The organism is Mesorhizobium sp. 131-3-5, from assembly GCF_016756575.1.
Taxonomy (GTDB): domain Bacteria; phylum Pseudomonadota; class Alphaproteobacteria; order Rhizobiales; family Rhizobiaceae; genus Mesorhizobium; species Mesorhizobium jarvisii.
The window spans coordinates 2,805,025-2,820,485 of the sequence record NZ_AP023254.1 but is presented as its reverse complement, the minus strand read 5'-3'; the positions used below and the strand labels follow the sequence as shown (position 1 = coordinate 2,820,485).

16 protein-coding genes are annotated in these 15,461 nt (G+C 60.8%); 10 read left to right on the top strand and 6 right to left on the bottom strand.

All coding sequences use genetic code 11. The features are described 5' to 3' along the window. The first annotated feature begins 78 nt into the window (after positions 1-78). Positions 79-903 (top strand): universal stress protein, encoded by an 825-nt coding sequence (locus JG747_RS13755; protein WP_202361994.1) that lies wholly within the window; start codon positions 79-81, stop codon positions 901-903. A 293-nt stretch (positions 904-1,196) separates the two neighbouring features. Here the strand turns inward: JG747_RS13755 and JG747_RS13750 are convergent, their stop codons facing one another. The 3 genes from JG747_RS13750 to JG747_RS13740 form a co-directional block, all read right to left on the bottom strand. Further along, positions 1,197-1,601, bottom strand: a complete 405-nt coding sequence (locus tag JG747_RS13750; RefSeq protein WP_027047156.1) for a host attachment family protein — start codon at positions 1,599-1,601, stop codon at positions 1,197-1,199. A 146-nt stretch (positions 1,602-1,747) separates the two neighbouring features. Beyond that, positions 1,748-2,395: a BON domain-containing protein gene (locus tag JG747_RS13745; protein WP_202362284.1), complete on the bottom strand. Its 648-nt coding sequence runs from the start codon at positions 2,393-2,395 to the stop codon at positions 1,748-1,750. Between the two features lie 333 nt (positions 2,396-2,728). Then, entirely contained in the window at positions 2,729-4,006 is a 1,278-nt protein-coding gene (locus JG747_RS13740; protein WP_202361993.1) for an NRAMP family divalent metal transporter, read from the bottom strand. Positions 4,007-4,265: 259 nt separating this feature from the next. Here JG747_RS13740 and JG747_RS13735 point away from each other — a divergent pair, with 259 nt between their 5' ends. The 3 genes from JG747_RS13735 (at position 4,266) to JG747_RS13725 (ending at position 6,468) form a co-directional block, all read left to right on the top strand. Next, entirely contained in the window at positions 4,266-5,129 is an 864-nt protein-coding gene (locus JG747_RS13735; protein ID WP_244748393.1) for a DNA-binding protein, read from the top strand. Further along, positions 5,126-5,572, top strand: coding sequence for a DUF3775 domain-containing protein (locus JG747_RS13730; RefSeq protein WP_342216800.1), 447 nt, complete (start codon positions 5,126-5,128; stop codon positions 5,570-5,572). The genes JG747_RS13735 and JG747_RS13730 overlap by 4 nt, the downstream gene beginning before the upstream one ends. A gap of 356 nt (positions 5,573-5,928) precedes the next feature. Further along, positions 5,929-6,468, top strand: coding sequence for an Hsp20/alpha crystallin family protein (locus JG747_RS13725; protein ID WP_038648691.1), 540 nt, complete (start codon positions 5,929-5,931; stop codon positions 6,466-6,468). Between the two features lie 147 nt (positions 6,469-6,615). On the opposite strand, the gene JG747_RS13720 is transcribed toward JG747_RS13725, so the two are convergent. Next, complete coding sequence (locus JG747_RS13720; RefSeq protein WP_069092814.1) at positions 6,616-6,813, bottom strand: hypothetical protein; 198 nt, start codon at positions 6,811-6,813, stop codon at positions 6,616-6,618. A 657-nt stretch (positions 6,814-7,470) separates the two neighbouring features. Next, entirely contained in the window at positions 7,471-7,641 is a 171-nt protein-coding gene (locus tag JG747_RS13715) for a hypothetical protein (protein WP_155249125.1), read from the bottom strand. Positions 7,642-7,926: 285 nt separating this feature from the next. On the opposite strand from JG747_RS13715, the gene JG747_RS13710 reads away from it, so the two are divergent. The 5 genes from JG747_RS13710 (at position 7,927) to JG747_RS13690 (ending at position 13,811) form a co-directional block, all read left to right on the top strand. Beyond that, positions 7,927-8,481 carry a Spy/CpxP family protein refolding chaperone gene (locus JG747_RS13710; RefSeq protein ID WP_244748392.1) on the top strand — a complete coding sequence of 185 codons (555 nt, stop codon included), beginning with the start codon at positions 7,927-7,929 and terminating at the stop codon, positions 8,479-8,481. A gap of 60 nt (positions 8,482-8,541) precedes the next feature. Beyond that, positions 8,542-9,189 (top strand): hypothetical protein, encoded by a 648-nt coding sequence (locus JG747_RS13705; RefSeq protein WP_202361991.1) that lies wholly within the window; start codon positions 8,542-8,544, stop codon positions 9,187-9,189. Between the two features lie 345 nt (positions 9,190-9,534). Continuing rightward, the gene (locus JG747_RS13700; RefSeq protein WP_038648698.1) at positions 9,535-10,242 is read left to right on the top strand and encodes an ABC transporter ATP-binding protein; all 708 of its coding nucleotides are present in this window, start codon (positions 9,535-9,537) and stop codon (positions 10,240-10,242) included. A gap of 4 nt (positions 10,243-10,246) precedes the next feature. Then, positions 10,247-12,610: an ABC transporter permease gene (locus tag JG747_RS13695; protein ID WP_038648700.1), complete on the top strand. Its 2,364-nt coding sequence runs from the start codon at positions 10,247-10,249 to the stop codon at positions 12,608-12,610. A gap of 4 nt (positions 12,611-12,614) precedes the next feature. Continuing rightward, positions 12,615-13,811, top strand: coding sequence for an efflux RND transporter periplasmic adaptor subunit (locus JG747_RS13690; RefSeq protein ID WP_019859887.1), 1,197 nt, complete (start codon positions 12,615-12,617; stop codon positions 13,809-13,811). A 217-nt stretch (positions 13,812-14,028) separates the two neighbouring features. On the opposite strand, the gene JG747_RS13685 is transcribed toward JG747_RS13690, so the two are convergent. After that, entirely contained in the window at positions 14,029-14,865 is an 837-nt protein-coding gene (locus JG747_RS13685) for a universal stress protein (RefSeq protein WP_038648705.1), read from the bottom strand. Between the two features lie 163 nt (positions 14,866-15,028). On the opposite strand from JG747_RS13685, the gene JG747_RS13680 reads away from it, so the two are divergent. After that, the gene (locus JG747_RS13680) at positions 15,029-15,427 is read left to right on the top strand and encodes a c-type cytochrome (protein ID WP_019859890.1); all 399 of its coding nucleotides are present in this window, start codon (positions 15,029-15,031) and stop codon (positions 15,425-15,427) included. Positions 15,428-15,461: the final 34 nt, after the last annotated feature.

Genomic DNA, 15,461 nt, shown 5'->3' with positions numbered 1-15,461 from the left:
TTTTGATCGACATCAAGGTGAGAACGTTCCTGCAAAACTAGCTTCGGTGCACCGAAACTCTCGAACCGGAAGCGCCCGATGAGCTATAAATCCATTCTCTTGAACCTTGGCATTGATGGCTCAGTCGAACCGCTGACGCGGATCGGCATCGAACTTGCCGAACGTTTCGATGCAAAGCTGATTGGCTTCTGCGCCGCCGACGCTCCAATGCCGGTGACGATGGCGCCCGAGGGCGCAGCGATTGCCGCAGAGATTTGGGAGCAGTCGAGGAACGAAATCCGGCAAAGGCTGAATGATCGGCACTCCAAGTTCGACGAGCTCGTCGTCGGAACGGTCAAGGCGGAATGGCGTGAAACGGTCGAGAACCCAGATCACGTCCTCGTCAGAGCCTCTCTTCTTGCCGACCTTGTGGTCACTGGCGCCTCCTTGGGCGCATCGACGGGTGACGGCTACCGGATGGCTGATCCGGGCAGTTTGGTGCTGCGCGCCGGTAGACCTGTGCTGGTCGCCGCCCGTGGCGCGGCGAGCTTGCCACTTGGCCAGGTCGTCGTCGCCTGGAAGGACACGCGCGAAGCAAGGCGCGCCGTGGCGGATGCGGTGCCACTGATGGCCATAGCCAATGAAGTCACTGTGGTGGCGGTTGGTACCAATCCGGATGATTGGATTGGAGACGGCATCAAGGACGTCTCCAGCTTCCTCGCTGGGCACGGCATAAAAGCGCGAACCGAAATTCTAAAGTCGGAAGAGGAAGGAAATCGACTCATAGACTTCTTGGCTTCCGTCAAAGCAGACCTAGTCGTGTCGGGCGCCTACGGGCATAGCCGACTAAGGGAATGGGTGTTTGGCGGAGTTACCCGTTCGCTGTTGGATGAGGTTTGGCTCAATCGGCTTATGTCGAACTGACGCCGAAGCGTAGCAACTTCCAGCGACGATGGTCCTGTACTGCGAATTCCCTTGATCACTGGACAGTTTCTCGTCTTCTTCGGGTCGGACTTTCTCTCTCCTTTAGCGCAGGAGCTGTTGGCCATCGGGGCTCCGGCGCTACCGCGGCGCTCTTGACTGAAGATTTCGCGCTAGCACCACTGGCGACAATCTCGGCCGCCGCCGGCAGTGCCCTTCCCAACCAATCTTAGGCAGCGCGAGGCATCCATACCACCCGTGGCGGTCGTCGGTAGCAGCCTGGCTGTGCGGATTGCTCAAGCCGCCGCCAACGTATTTTCGATGGCTTCGACTGAGTGCTTCACGAGATCCTTGCCGAGTTCACCCGCCAGTTTCGCTTTAAGCGAAGGCTCGACGTGCTTGCGCAGTTCGCCCAGCGTGCGCGGATCGGCAACCACCACCACATGCTCGAACGCTCCCGCGAGCGCCTCGCGATTGAGATACTCGGCCACGGCAGCGGCAAAATCATCTTCCCGCAGACGAGAGTCGTCGGGATTGGCGGTGGAACTGCGGTGGCGACCGCCCGAGCCGGTGTTGGCCGCTTGAAGCGTCGGCTCGCCCAACTCAACCAGATCGATCTGGGGTTCGTGGCCCTTGTTGCGAAACAGGCGCAACTTCTCGCCGTCGGTTACCGCGACCAGCGTGCCAGTGGTCATAATCATGTTGTTTCTCCTTTGACATAGATCGAAGGCGTTGCCTCGCCATCATTGGCCGCGGTCTTCACCGCCAGATGCACTTCGCGGTGGCGCGTGCCTCGGACTATCGGCGCGACGGCCGCTTGAGCCGCCGCGTCAACCAGGTCGAGCCATCAGACGATCGCGATCCGGTCTTCCACCATCCGGACGCCCGGCGTCGACCAGGCGGCACGTTCCGCTGCCTGGCGCTCGGACCAGGCCTTGACCTTGCCTTCAAGCGTCACCCTGCCATCCCGCACATTGACGCGGATCGCCTGGGCTTCGACTTCCGCATCACGTTTCAGCGCATCCTCGATGCGCTTCTTGACGTCGGGTACCGAGGCACGTGGGGTGATTTCGATCTGATTGGCCACGCCAACGACACCGGCCAGCCCGCGCACAGCCTCGGCCGCCGCGTTCTTCTGGTATTGCCATTCAACTTTCCCGGTCAGCGTGATCCAGCCGTCCTGGACCTTGACCTGCACCTTGTCCCTCGGGATGGACACATTCCAGGTGACCGCATCGACCGCACGCCTGGCGATCTCGTCGTCCGCAGTCCCCTTCTGTCCAATCAGCCGGACTTCGATTTCCTCGGCGATACCCTTCACGCCCTTGACTCGCTTGACCACATTTTCGGCGGTGGTCTTTTCCCAGTAGGAAGAAACATGTCCGGTGAGGGTGACGATGCCCTCTTCCACGGCGACGCCAATGTGGGCGGCGTCGATACTCGCCTCGAACTCCAACTCATCGAGAATGTTCTGACGCAATGTTAAATCCGTCATGATCCGTCTCCTTTTGTATGGGGGCTTTTCACCCCCACCCAAAACACAGCATCCTCGACAGAGCGACGCATTGATCTGGCTCAACAGTCGCCGACTTTCGCTCGCCCTGCTGTCTGCGACGGTGCCATCGGTAGGAGGCGTCGCTGCGCGCAGCCGACTTTCGTCAAGCGGGAACGGCCTTGCATTCAGCCACCGGCTTGCGAACGGGCTCAGAAAGATCAAGCATCCTCCGTCCCTCGCCCTTGCCGGCCTTGAGGTTCGCGAAGATCGTGTTGATGTCCTGAAGACGCGCCTTGGTGATTTCGGCCTTTACCTTGCCTTCAGCGGCAATTGTCACAGCACGAAGAAGCCGATTGAGGCCAGGGCCATGACCGCCGTGGCGAGCGCTCCGCCGAAGACCATCCAGCGCGGCAATGTAAGGTGACCCATGATCCGCGGGTTCGTGGCAATCATCATCATGATTGCCATCAGTGGCGCGGCCAGAACCCCATTAACGACAGCGCTCCAGTAAAGTGCCCTTATGGGGTCCATGCCGACAAAAGTCAGGGACACTCCACCCAGCGTTGCGACCGCAATCGTGCCGTAGAAGGCCTTGGCATCTTGCGGGCGTCGATCGAGGCCTTCGGGCCAACGAAACATCTCGGCAACGGCATAGGCGGCGGAGCCGGCAAGCACGGGGATGGCAAGCATGCCCGTGCCGATGATGCCAATGGCGAAAACGGCAAAGGCAAACTCCCCGGCGACGGGCCTGAGTGCTTCGGCCGCCTGCGATGAGGTTTGGATCTGCGTGATCCCGTTGGCATGGAGCGTTGCCGCGGTGGCGATGATGATGACAATGGCCACCAGGTTGGAAAAGCCCATTCCGAACAGTGTGTCGCCCCGGATGCGCGACAGCTCCGGCCCGGCAGCGTGAGAGTTGGCGCCCAGCCGTTGACGATGTTGCCGGTGCTGCTCCTCGACTTCCTCTCCGGCTTGCCAAAAGAAGAGGTAAGGACTGATTGTCGTGCCAAGAACGGCAACCAGCGCCATGGCGTGATCGCCGTCGAAGGCGATCTGCGGAACCAGCGTGCCATAGAGTGCCGTGCCCCACGACACATGAACCGACAGCACCACCGCCACATAGGCAAGCAGGGACATGGTCAGCCATTTAAGCACCATCACGTAGCGCCGATAGCTCACGAAGATTTCCAGGAAACTGCAAATCAAAGCGAACAGGACCGCATACAAGGACTGCGGGCCACCCAAGAGCAATTTAAGCGCCGCCCCCATGGCGCCGAGGTCGGCGCCGATGTTGATGACGTTGGCGACAAGCAGCAGAAGAACGGCGAAACGCAGCAGCCAGGGAGAGTAGTGCCGACGCAGATTGCGCGCGATACCTTGGCCGGTTACCGCGCCGATCCCGGCACTGATCCCTTGAGTTACAGCCATCAGCGGATAGCTGAAGAGCATGGTCCATGCGAGCGTGTAGCCGAATTGCGCGCCCACCTGACTATAGGTGGCGATACCACTTGGATCGTCATCAGCCGCGCCCGTGATCAGGCCTGGGCCCAAGCTTCTGAGAAAGTCGTAGGGTTGGCGGCGTGTGGTGGCCGATACGTCCGGCGGTTCCATCGAATGGTTCCCCTCACTCTCACTCATTCTCGTCGCACGAACCGAACTCACCGTTGCCGCGCCGAGTTGCTCCGAACCTTCGAGCGCGAAGAACCATGTGTTTCTTCTATCCGGCTTCGAAGTCCGATGGATTGACGCCGGTCAAGGATACGAGCCAACGAACGGCCTAGGAGGATCGATCGACACTTGAACTCCTGCGCCGAGAAAAGTCATGCCGGAGCCTCTGCAGACCACTACGCCAGACGCTGGCATGAAGCCAATGACGGCGATGGCGACGACACCACTTCCCGAGAACATCGGGGTCGCGGGAAAATTCCGGGATTTTGCCGATCTCCTCGATAGCCAGGGCGCTGATGGTTTCCGCGCACGGGCCTGCAGGAGGGCGGCGGAGGTCGTGTCCAGACTGGAACGGCCCGTCAGCGAAATCCTGGCAAGGGAGGGACGCGATGGCCTCGTCGCCCTCCCGGCAATCGGAACAGGCCTGGCCGGGGCGATTTCCGAGATCGTTGCGACCGGGCGCTGGTCCCAACTGGAGCGGCTGCGCGGCGAGATGGAGCCGGAGGCGCTGTTTCGCTCAATCCCCGGAATCGGACCACGATACGCGCACCGCCTCGCCGAGGACGGTCAGCTCGAGACCCTCGAAGACCTGGAGAACGCGCTTCATAGCGGCGCACTTCATATCAAGGGTATCGGTCACAGGCGCAAGGAGATGCTGGCGGCAGCCCTCGCGGAGCGGCTGGGAAGGGTTCGCACAACAAGGGCCTATCAGTCCCACCCCCTGCCGCCAGTGTCGATGCTGCTCGAAGTCGATCACATGTATCGCGAAAAGGCAGCGGCTGGCGCGCTTCGCAAGATTGCACCGAAACGCTTCAACCCGAAAGGCGAGGCCTGGTTGCCGGTGCTGCATGCGCGCCATGACAACTGGCATTTCACCGCGTTCTTCTCGAACACCAGGCTGGCGCACGAACTGGCGAAGACGCGCGACTGGGTCGTGATCTATTTCCAGGCCGAAGGCCAGCCGGAAGGGCGCTGCACGGTCGTCACCGAGACACGTGGTCCGATGCTCGGCAAACGCGTCGTAAGGGGGCGCGAAAGTGACCAGCAACTGAAGGAAACGGCATGATGAAAAGAGCCGCGAAGAGCGTTGGCAATGGTGAAACGGAACTCGAAGTTCCCCTCGACACCGTATGCTTCATCATCATGAAGGCGCGCGAATTCGACGCCAAGGATCCGGTCACCGAACCCAACCCTGCCTCCAATCCTTCCGACGACCGGTCCGCAGCGATCCTGGAGGATCATGCCGACGACCCGGTTCTTGAAGAACTGCAGTCGCTGATTTCCGAGCTTTCGTTCGACGCACAGATCGACCTGGTCGCCCTGATGTGGCTGGGCCGCGACGACCATTCGGCCGATGAATGGCGAAGTGTTCGCCAGCAGGCAGTCCACGCTCATAATGCGCATGTAGCCGACTATCTCTGTGGGACGCCATTGCTCGCGGACCATCTTGCAGATGGACTGTCCGCACTCGGCTACTCCTGCGCCGAACTTGAGCGCCAGCACCTTTGATCATCGGGCTGCCGCGCGGTGCCGAGGGCGGTTTCAAATCGCCTCGGGATCTTTTGGTCGTCGCCTCTAAATTCGAGCTCCGGCGCACGGTTTTTTCTCTCGCCATTGATCCCAATCAATGAGCCTCTCTTGTGCAGCGGCTTTGATGCAGTCCTCGTCAGGCTGAGCCGGACGTGGTGACGCGGGCGCGATAAATCGCGGCAAGACCGCGGGTTCGCGCAGCAATGGACCAGTTCGGCGACGACACCCGGCGAGCGGGTTCGTTGACCTCCAGCTCTAGCGCCTCATGGGAGACCTAAAGGTGGAAGAGTGGAGGCGGCGATACCTGCCGACCAACTCACCAAAGGAGAAGAACCATGGCTGAAGCTGCCACCAAACTCCCCGTCAAGACAGAGAAGAGCACTGCCCCTGCCCGGTCCGACAACTGGACGGCACCGTTCGAAAGCCTGCGCCGCGAAATCGACCGACTGTTCGACGACTTCCACGCTTTCGATTTCCGGCTGCCCTCGACCCGCTCCCTTTTCGGTCGAGAACTGCCGTCGCTACGCAGCGCGGACTGGCCAGTGGCGCCGGCGATGGACCTCGTCGAAAAGGACAAGGAGTATGAGATCACGGCCGAACTGCCCGGCATCGACGAGAAGAATGTCGAGATCAAGCTCTCCAATCACACGCTGACGATCAAGGGCGAGAAGAAGGAAGAAAAGGAAGAGAAGGACAAGGACTATTATCTGTCCGAGCGCCGCTACGGCTCCTTCCAGCGTTCCTTCCAGGTGCCTGAAGGCGTCGACGCCGACAAGATCGATGCAAGCTTCACCAAGGGCGTACTGACGGTGAAGCTGCCCAAGACAGCCGAAGCCCAGAAGGCCGAGAAGAAGATTACGGTCAAGGCTGCATAACCTGCGTGCTGAACGTTGTCCGTCTCAGCGCGTCAGTCCGGCGCGCTGAGACCTTCACTAAATGCGATATCCCAAGTAGCATTTAGGTGGTTACCCCAGTCGGGATAGCGCAGCCATTTCGACTTACCGCCGCATCGCCTCGCTATATCAACGCGAGGGCTTGACCACGCTTCCTAGTTTGCCGGGCACGCGGGAGTGATCGCGAGCCTGACTTTCCGCTATCTCAAGCTTCTTCTGCTCCAACGCCAGCAAACCTTCGATGACACGCCTTTGTTCGGGGTCCGTCTCGCGCGCGAGCAGATCCTGAAAGTGGGCGATGTTGGCACGCGCAATAAAGCGGTCCATGACGTTCCTCAATTGCCAGGACAACGACATTCTACACCCAAGTGCGGGCCGCTCAAAGCCATTTACGCCAACGCAGGTCCGCTGCGGCTGGCTAGGTGAAACCCCGTAAGGATCAAACCGAATTTCGCAATGCCAGACATTGCGCCATTGATGTCATCAGAGGCAGATCGTCGTTTCGATCTTGGTGAAGTCAGCTTCGCCACCGAGAGCTCTCCCGCGCGTGTCACCCCCCAAAGCAGGGGAGACACGATCGAACGTGCCGGACCTGCATAGCAGCGAGATGATGAAATGGCAGACCTTGCGGAACGTGGCAGCCCAACTACGGGAAACTCGACTAGTGATCGCCGTTTGGACGGCATTCACGTGGCCGGCAAGCAAGATGCCTGGTCTTTGGATTTGACCTGCGTCAAGGACGCTTTGGCCGTTCCTTCCAAGAATGAATCTATGTGGCAACCAATATCGACCGCCCCTTTTGATCGGGATTTGGAATTGGCCGTCATGGACGGGGACGGCGTTCACGCCCTCGTTTTTCCCTGCAGGCGCATACTGGCAGGCTGGACCAAGTCGGCCACGAAGGAACGGCTGGACATCTCACCTACCCATTGGAGAACATGGAAACCTGACAAGACAGATGTCTAGCGGCATTGCCGCGTTTTTCTATTTGTTGCTGTGCCCGTTTGTTCCCTTGTCGGCCTCCTCGGCCTTTCGGAGCTTTTCTTCTTCTTTTTCCAGCAGATCAAGCAACGCCTTCCGCTTGAGTTGATCTTGCTCCTCTGCCAAGCGCTGGCGAAAATGCTCGATATTCAGGCGGGCGATCCGCTTATCCACTCATCACATAAGCAGCCGCAGCGGCTTCCCTGTTCGTCCGTGCACCCACATATCACAGCCAAATTGCCCGCGTCTAATCCCGCCGATGCGTCTGTCGCATAAAGGCGTGCTTCAGATGGCGCGGGACTTCCGTAGCTTCAAGCCACTCTCTTACTAAAGCTCTCCCGAGCAATCCACACCTACAGCTATGGCCGTATCGACGGCACCCATTGATGCAGGTCAAGGCCTTCAGCGCCGCCGTGTGATTTCTTTGACACTTCGAATCCGCTGTGAAGGAGACGACCGATGTCCAATTTGCGCAGTAGTGTCGTCGCCGGCCTGATGCTGAGCCTTGTCGCGATGCCTGTTGTGGCCGGGGCTGACGAGAACGATTCCGGTTGGTGGCCTCGCTGGGGCTTGGGCCGCATGATGATGGGTCAATGGGGCATGGGCGGCCCCATGGGTGGCTATGATTCAGACCAGATGCTCGATCGAGTCGATGGACGCCTCGCCTTCCTCAAGACTGAACTGAAGATCACCGAGGAGCAGATGCCGTCCTGGGATGAACTTGCCGGTGTCATCCGCAGCACGGCCGAGTCTCACAACGCGTTGATGCAGGACATGCTCAAGGAATTCCAGGACGGCGAGTTCGTGAAGAAACCCCTGCCCGAGCGACTGGCCTACCAACAGAGCCATCTCGAAGCGCGTCTGGAACAGGTGAAGACCGTGAGGGCGGCAGTCGAGAAACTATACGCAAAGCTGAGCGATGAGCAGAGGCGGGCCGCCGACGATATCGTCCTGCCGATGATGGGCATGGGCATGGGGCGCTCGGGCTTCGGTCCTGGAATGATGTCCAGATAGCCTCCATTGCGTCCTGATCGCGGCGCCGGCTGAGCCGGATAGCGCGGAGAAATTGAACGCATGTTCGTCGCACTTCGCCTTTTGACCGCCTTAACTCTGCTCGGCGCCAGCCAGGGCGCCGGCTCGACGATCTTTCCGACGCGGGTGGCATACAGCAATTGGGCCGACGAGAGCGAAGAAGCACGGGTATGCGAGATCGTCCTAGACGTCAGCAACCCGCCATCGCGGGAAGCCGTCAAGTTCATAACGATTGCCGGTTACAACAAATTCGACGGAACGGTTCTGGCCGGCTTTCTGATGGGCGCGGCCGACCTCACCCCATCAGGCACATATCAAATAGTGCGGATTTCAGACGCTGCGTTCAGCTCGCGCACATTCAATTCGCTCGGCCATTTGGACTACGAAAACTATGACGACGGTACCCTCATGGCGACGACACAAGACCCTCTTGTCGCCGCGGCTTTCATCAGGGCAGTGATTGCTGGGGTCTATGAGGTGCATTTTGCACGCCCAGATTCAAACACCGAAATGCGGACCTACAAGATTGCGTCCGCGCCAGGGGAATCCGTAATCAGCAATTTCATGCACTGCATGGATGGCCTCGCCGTCGAGTCCCACCGCACTCAATCAGATGCATCGACAAAAGGAAGCCCGCTGCCGGAGGGAGGTGGCAGCGGGCTCAGCATCGCGACTGATCAGGGAGGATAACCCATCGCTTCCCCATGTCAGGGGAGGACATGGGTGACCCGCATATAGGAAAAATATCCTATCAAACAAGGCACGGCCGTGAACTACGCAGCCGCGTTCGCAAAGTGCTCGGTTGGGAACCCCGTGGAGCATGGACGACATCGTGCGCACGGCGTGGAGCTGGCGTCGACCGCGGCGGCGCGCTGAAGCGCAGACTCCTCCCGCAGACGACCAAGCTCCCGGCCTGCTTGAGCTGCTCCAAATTCTGTTTTCCATCCGGCAGGCCCGTCGGCAGGTTTGACGAGCATCAAGGTTTCCAGTCGCAAATGCCGCGACTGTCGGCGGGACACACAAGGCCCGGGAAGCATGCAGTCTCCGATTTTTTCTGCCCATGGGGTGACCAAGGTCTACCGCTCAGGCGAGGTCGAGGTGTTCGCCCTGCGCGGTGTCGATCTCGATCTCTATGAGGGAGAGATCGCGGTCCTGCTTGGACCATCAGGCAGTGGCAAGTCGACACTGCTCAACATCATGGGCGGGCTTGACCGCGCGACCGCAGGTGAGGTCCGCTTTCGCGGCCAGGATCTGACCGCGTTCTCCGAGAGGCAGTTCACCCGCTTCCGGCGTGACCATGTCGGCTTTGTGTTCCAGTTCTACAATTTGATCCCGAGCCTCACCGCCTGGGAGAACGTCGCACTGGTCACCGAGATCTCGTCCAATCCAATGAAGCCCGATGAGGCGCTGGAGATGGTCGGCCTCAGGGATCGCATGGCGCATTTCCCCGCCCAACTCTCCGGCGGCGAGCAGCAAAGGGTGGCGATTGCCCGTGCGATCGCCAAACGCCCGGAAGTCATGCTGTGCGACGAGCCGACCGGCGCCCTTGATTCGAAGACAGGCATTCTGGTCCTCGAAGCGCTGTCGCGGATCAATGAGGAGATGAAGACGACCATGGCGATCATCACGCACAATGCCGGCATCCGGCAGATCGCGCACCGCGTCTTCACTTTCAAGGACGGTCGCATTGCCGATGCCGCGGTCAACGACCAGCGGGCACGGCCCGCCGAAGTAAGCTGGTAGTGCCGTGCCGGTCCTCGATCGCAAGCTTCTGCGCGATATCCTGCGGATGTGGGCGCAGGTCCTCGCCATCGCGCTCGTCATGGCCTGCGGCGTTGCAACGATCGTCATCGCAGTCGGAGGCTATCGCTCGCTGGAGCAAACCCGCACCGCATTCTATGACCGCTACCGGTTTGCCACCGTCTTCTCGGGGCTGACGCGCGCGCCGCTTCACCTTCGCGAACGCATGGCATCGATCGCGGGGGTCAGCGGCCTCGAACTGCGCATCGTCAAGCCGGTTTTGCTGGATATGCCTGGCATGGCCGAACCGGCAACCGCAATCGCCGTCTCGATCCCCGACCGCGGCGTGCCCGCTGCCAACAGACTTTACCTACGCATCGGCCGACTGCCTGAACCCGGACGCCCCGGCGAGGTAGCGGTCACTGAACGGTTCGCCACCGCACATCGCATGGCACCCGGCAGCACGTTCGACGCCATTCTGAACGGCCGAAAGCGGACGCTCACCGTCACCGGCATCGTACTCACGCCCGAATACATCTACGCGCTCGGCCCTGGCGACATGGTGCCGGACCCGCGGCGCTTCGGCGTCTTCTTCATGCCGCGAGCCGTGCTTGCCGGCATCTTCGACATGGATGGCGCATTCAACGATGTTGCCATACGCGCCCAGCGCAGTGCCGACGTCCAGGCGATCGAGGACGCGGTCGACCGTATCCTGAAGCCGTTCGGTGGAACCGGTGCGCACGGGCGCGCCGACCAGATATCCCACGCCTTCCTCGACAATGAGCTGATCCAGCTTCGCGCCATGGCCACCGTCATTCCACCGGTGTTCCTGTTTGTGTCGGCCTTCCTGGTCAACATGATCCTGTCGCGGTTGATCGTGCTCGAGCGCGAACAGATCGGGCTGATGAAGGCCGTTGGCTACGGATCGGGGGCAATCGGCTGGCATTATGCCAAGCTGACGCTGGTGATCGCGTTGATCGGCATCGCCATCGGCGCCGGTGCCGGCAACTGGCTTGGCCACGGCCTCACCAGGCTCTATGCCCGGTTCTTCTCCTTTCCTTTCCTCATCTTCCAGCAAAGCCTCGATCTCTATGCCATCGCCGCCGCCACAAGCGCACTGGCAGCGCTGTTGGGCGCGGCGCGGGCGATCTGGAGCGTCGTGACGCTTCCGCCGGCGGTCGCCATGCAACCCCCCGCCCCCGCCCGATACCGGGCCTTCCTCACGAGCGACGGAAATCTCCTGTCGGCTTTCTCGCAATTGACCATCATGGCGTTCAGGCATCTGGTGCGCTGGCCGGTGCGCTCGTTGCTGACGACATTGGGGACCTCGCTCGCCGTCGCTCTCCTGGTCACGGCGCTATTCTCCTTCGATTCCATAGCGTTCATGGTCGACACGGTTTTCTTCCGTGCCGAGCGACAGGATGCGACCTTGTCGTTCGGTGTCGAGCAACCGCCGCGCGCCCTGCAGTCTGTCGCAGCCATGCCGGGCGTGCTGCGCGCGGAGCCGTTCCGGGCAACGGCTGTGATCCTGCACCATGGCTATCGTGAGCGCCGGCTGGTGATCTCGAGTGTTCCCCGACAGGCGGACCTCGCGCGGGTTCTCGATCTCAATCTCGATCCAATCGACCCGCCGCCGGCCGGCCTCATGCTGTCCGAAAGGGTCGCCTCGCTGCTCCACCTGCGTATCGGTGATCTGGCCGAGGTCGAACTGCTCGAAAAGGCGCATCAAGTGGTCCGCGTTCCCGTGACCAGCATCGTCCAGAGCTATGTCGGGCTCGCCGTCTACATGCGCGCCGAGGCGCTCGACGGGCTGGTCGGCGGCGGACCCCGCATTTCCGGGGTCAGGGTAGCGATCGATTCGGCACGCCTCGGTGACCTCTACACAGCCATCAAGCAGACGCCCGTTATCGCTTCAATCGCGCTGCAGGGCATATCGCGCCAGCGCTTCCGCGAGACAATCGGAGAGAACATCACGATCATGACCAGCGTCTACACGGCACTTGCCGTCATCATTGCCTTCGGCGTCGTCTACAACTCCGCCCGTATCCAGCTTTCCGAGCGCGCCCGCGAACTCGCCGGCTTGCGCGTGCTCGGCTTCACCAGGAGTGAAGTGTCGAGTGTCCTGCTCATCGAACTGGCCAGCATCGTCGCTTTGGCGCAACCGCTTGGCTGGATCCTCGGCTATCTCTTCTCGTGGTCGGTCGTCAGGGGTTTCGAGAGCGACCTCTTCCGCATTCCGTTCGTGGTGAACCGGTCCACCTTCGCGCTTGCCAGCCTGGTCGTGCTCGCCGTGGCCACGCTTTCGGCGCTAATCGTTCGGCGTCGTATCGACAGCCTTGATCTCGTGCGTGTCCTCAAGACAAGGGATTAGTCCAATGAAGTCGATCTGGATCAAACGCGTCGGGCTTGCGCTCCTTGCCGTTGCGGTCGTCGCCGGCTTTGGTTGGGCTTTGCGCACGCGGCCGGCGTTGGTGGATTTGGCCGAAGTGACCGCAGCGCCAATGCGAGTCACGGTCCGTGAGGAAGGTATGACGCGCGTGCGCGACGTCTACACGGTATCGGCGCCGATTGCCGGTCATCTGACGCGCACGGTGGTGAACGAAGGCGACTTGGTGAGAGCGAACAATACCGTTGTTGCCGCCATCCATCCGCTCGACCCGCCACTGATCGACCGGCGCGCGGAAGCCGAACTGCTTGCCAGCCGAGACGCGGCGCGCGCTGGTGTCGGTGTTGCCGAGATCGACTTGCAGCGTGCGCAATCGGCATTGAAGCTGGCGGAGGACGAATTGGCTCGGACAATCAAATTGTTCGGGTCCGGTTTTGTCTCGGAGAGCGCCTTGCAGAGGCTCACCAACGAAGTCGACCTGCAAAAAGCCGCTGTCGACGCGGCGAAAGCGGTCATAGGACTCAGAAATGCGGAACTTGCGAACGCCGAGGCCCGCCTGTTGCAGCCTGATCCGGCGGACCCGACCGGTAAAAGCTGCTGCGTCAATCTTCTGGCTCCCATCGACGGAAACGTTCTCTCCGTCATGGCGAGGAGCGAACAAGCCGTAACGGCCGGCGCCAAGATCGCCGAAATCGGCAACGTCCACGATCTGGAGATCGCTGTCGACCTGCTGTCGACTGACGCGGTGCGCATCGCCCCTGGGACAAAGGCTGAGATCAGTGACTGGGGCGGGGATCATGCTTTGCATGCGAGAGTGAGACGCGTCGATCCGGCCGCATTCACCAAGGTTTCCGCGCTCGGGATCGAGGAGCAGAGGGTTACCGTCGTTCTGGATCTGGAAGATACGGATGTCCGGCTCGGCCACGGCTATCGGGTCTTCGTCGAAATGACCGTCTGGGAGTGCGTCCGATGCATCCAGGTGCCGATCGGGGCGCTGTTCAGGAACGGCGACCGGTGGAACGTCTTCGTAGCCGATGGCGGCCGCGCCAAACAAACCGAAATTGGAATCGGGCATATGAATGACGATACTGCGGAAGTGCTGACGGGTCTGAAACCCGGCGCGAGCGTCGTCGTCCACCCATCCGACACCCTTGTCGACGATAGCCTGGTGGAGCGACGCGACTGAAGTCCGATGCCTGGCAAAACGGTCGAATGGATCCCTTTGTGCCGTCCCGATCGACACGCTCGATGAGGGGCGCGAATGAGGAGGAACTGCTCTGGGTCGGATCAATCCCTTGCCGCGATCCTGCACTCGCCTGGTCCGATGCGAGTAAGAAGAAAGCCGAGGCGGTTCATTGCCAGCAAACGATCCAAGAATGCAGCCGCGACGCCTCGGTCAGACTTCATCGCGCCATCAGGATCGGCAGCGACTGCTCCTCAAGCATCGACCTGGTCACGCCACCGAAGATGCGCTCGCGCAATCGCGAATGGCCATAGGCGCCCATCACCATCAGGTCGGCTGCGATATCGATCGCGTGCTGGCGAAGAACGTCGGCGATGGAATGGTTTGAACTCGGCAGCCGGTCGATCATAACCTTCACGCTGTGTCGCGCGAGATAGGCGGCGGCATCGGCACCGGGTTCCTGACCATGGTGATATTCGTCCTCAACCGGATCGACCATGACCAGGCGCACCTGGTCGGCGCCGATCAACATTTCGAGTGATTCACGGACGGCGCGCGATGCCTCCAGGCGGGCGTCCCACGCGACCAGCACCCGTTTCGGCTTCAGTGTCGCGCGACTCCCCGAGGGAACGATCAGCAGCGGCTTCCCGGACGAAAATAAGGCGCCCTCGATCACCTTGCCTTTCAACGTCTCGCCAGCGAGCAACTCCGGCCCGATCACCGTAATGTCGGCGTAGCGTGCACGACGACCGATTCTTTCGTCAGCCCCGCCAACCTCCGGATATTCGCTGGAGACATCGGCCGAAAGCGCCCTGCCGGCGAGAAAGGCCGACACGGCAGTCACTCGCTTCTTCAGGAGCGTCTCGTCGACCTGCCGCTCCTTCAGCCAGTCTTCCGAAACGATTGCCGCATACTCTCCGACCGGTGGCGGCGCGGCGATGGCAACAGCAAGAACGGCAAGATGGGCACCAATTTCGTCGCAAAGGTCGGCAGCGAGTTTGAGATCGTCGTCGCTCATATGCGGGCCCGTAACCGAAAGGATCGTCTTGAAAGCCATGGCAGTTGCTCCTGTTCTTGGCCAAATTCCGTGACGACGATAGCCAGACCGTTCGCCGCGCTCATTGCGCTGAATCAAGACCACGCGGACGCCCAGTTGATCCGGATCAACATGTCTGCGGATTTACGCGGTAGGCTCAGCCGATCAATCGGCGGATGCGCACATGAGATTTCTGATCGCAGCAGCCTTGGCGACCCTGGCCTGCGAAGCGTCCAGGTCGCAGGAGATGAGTTACGGCCAGGCAGAATATCTGAACTCCTGCGCCGTTTGTCACGGTATCGACGGCAAGGGTGACGGTCCCTTGCGCAACCTGCTGGTCAAGCGACCGGCTGACCTGACGCATCTTTCCCAACGGAATGGTGGGACGTTTCCCTATTCCAGGGTCTTTGCAACAATTGACGGTCGCTATGCCGTATCAAGCCATGGCAAACGCGAGATGCCTGTCTGGGGTCGGGTATTCCTTGAAGACGATGCCAAAACCTACGGCCCTAACGGCGGCGAGGTGGTGACCACCGAACGCATCCACAACCTGGCGGGTTACATCGCGACGCTGCAACATTAGACCCAGGCACGGTAGATCGCCGAAATGACTTGCG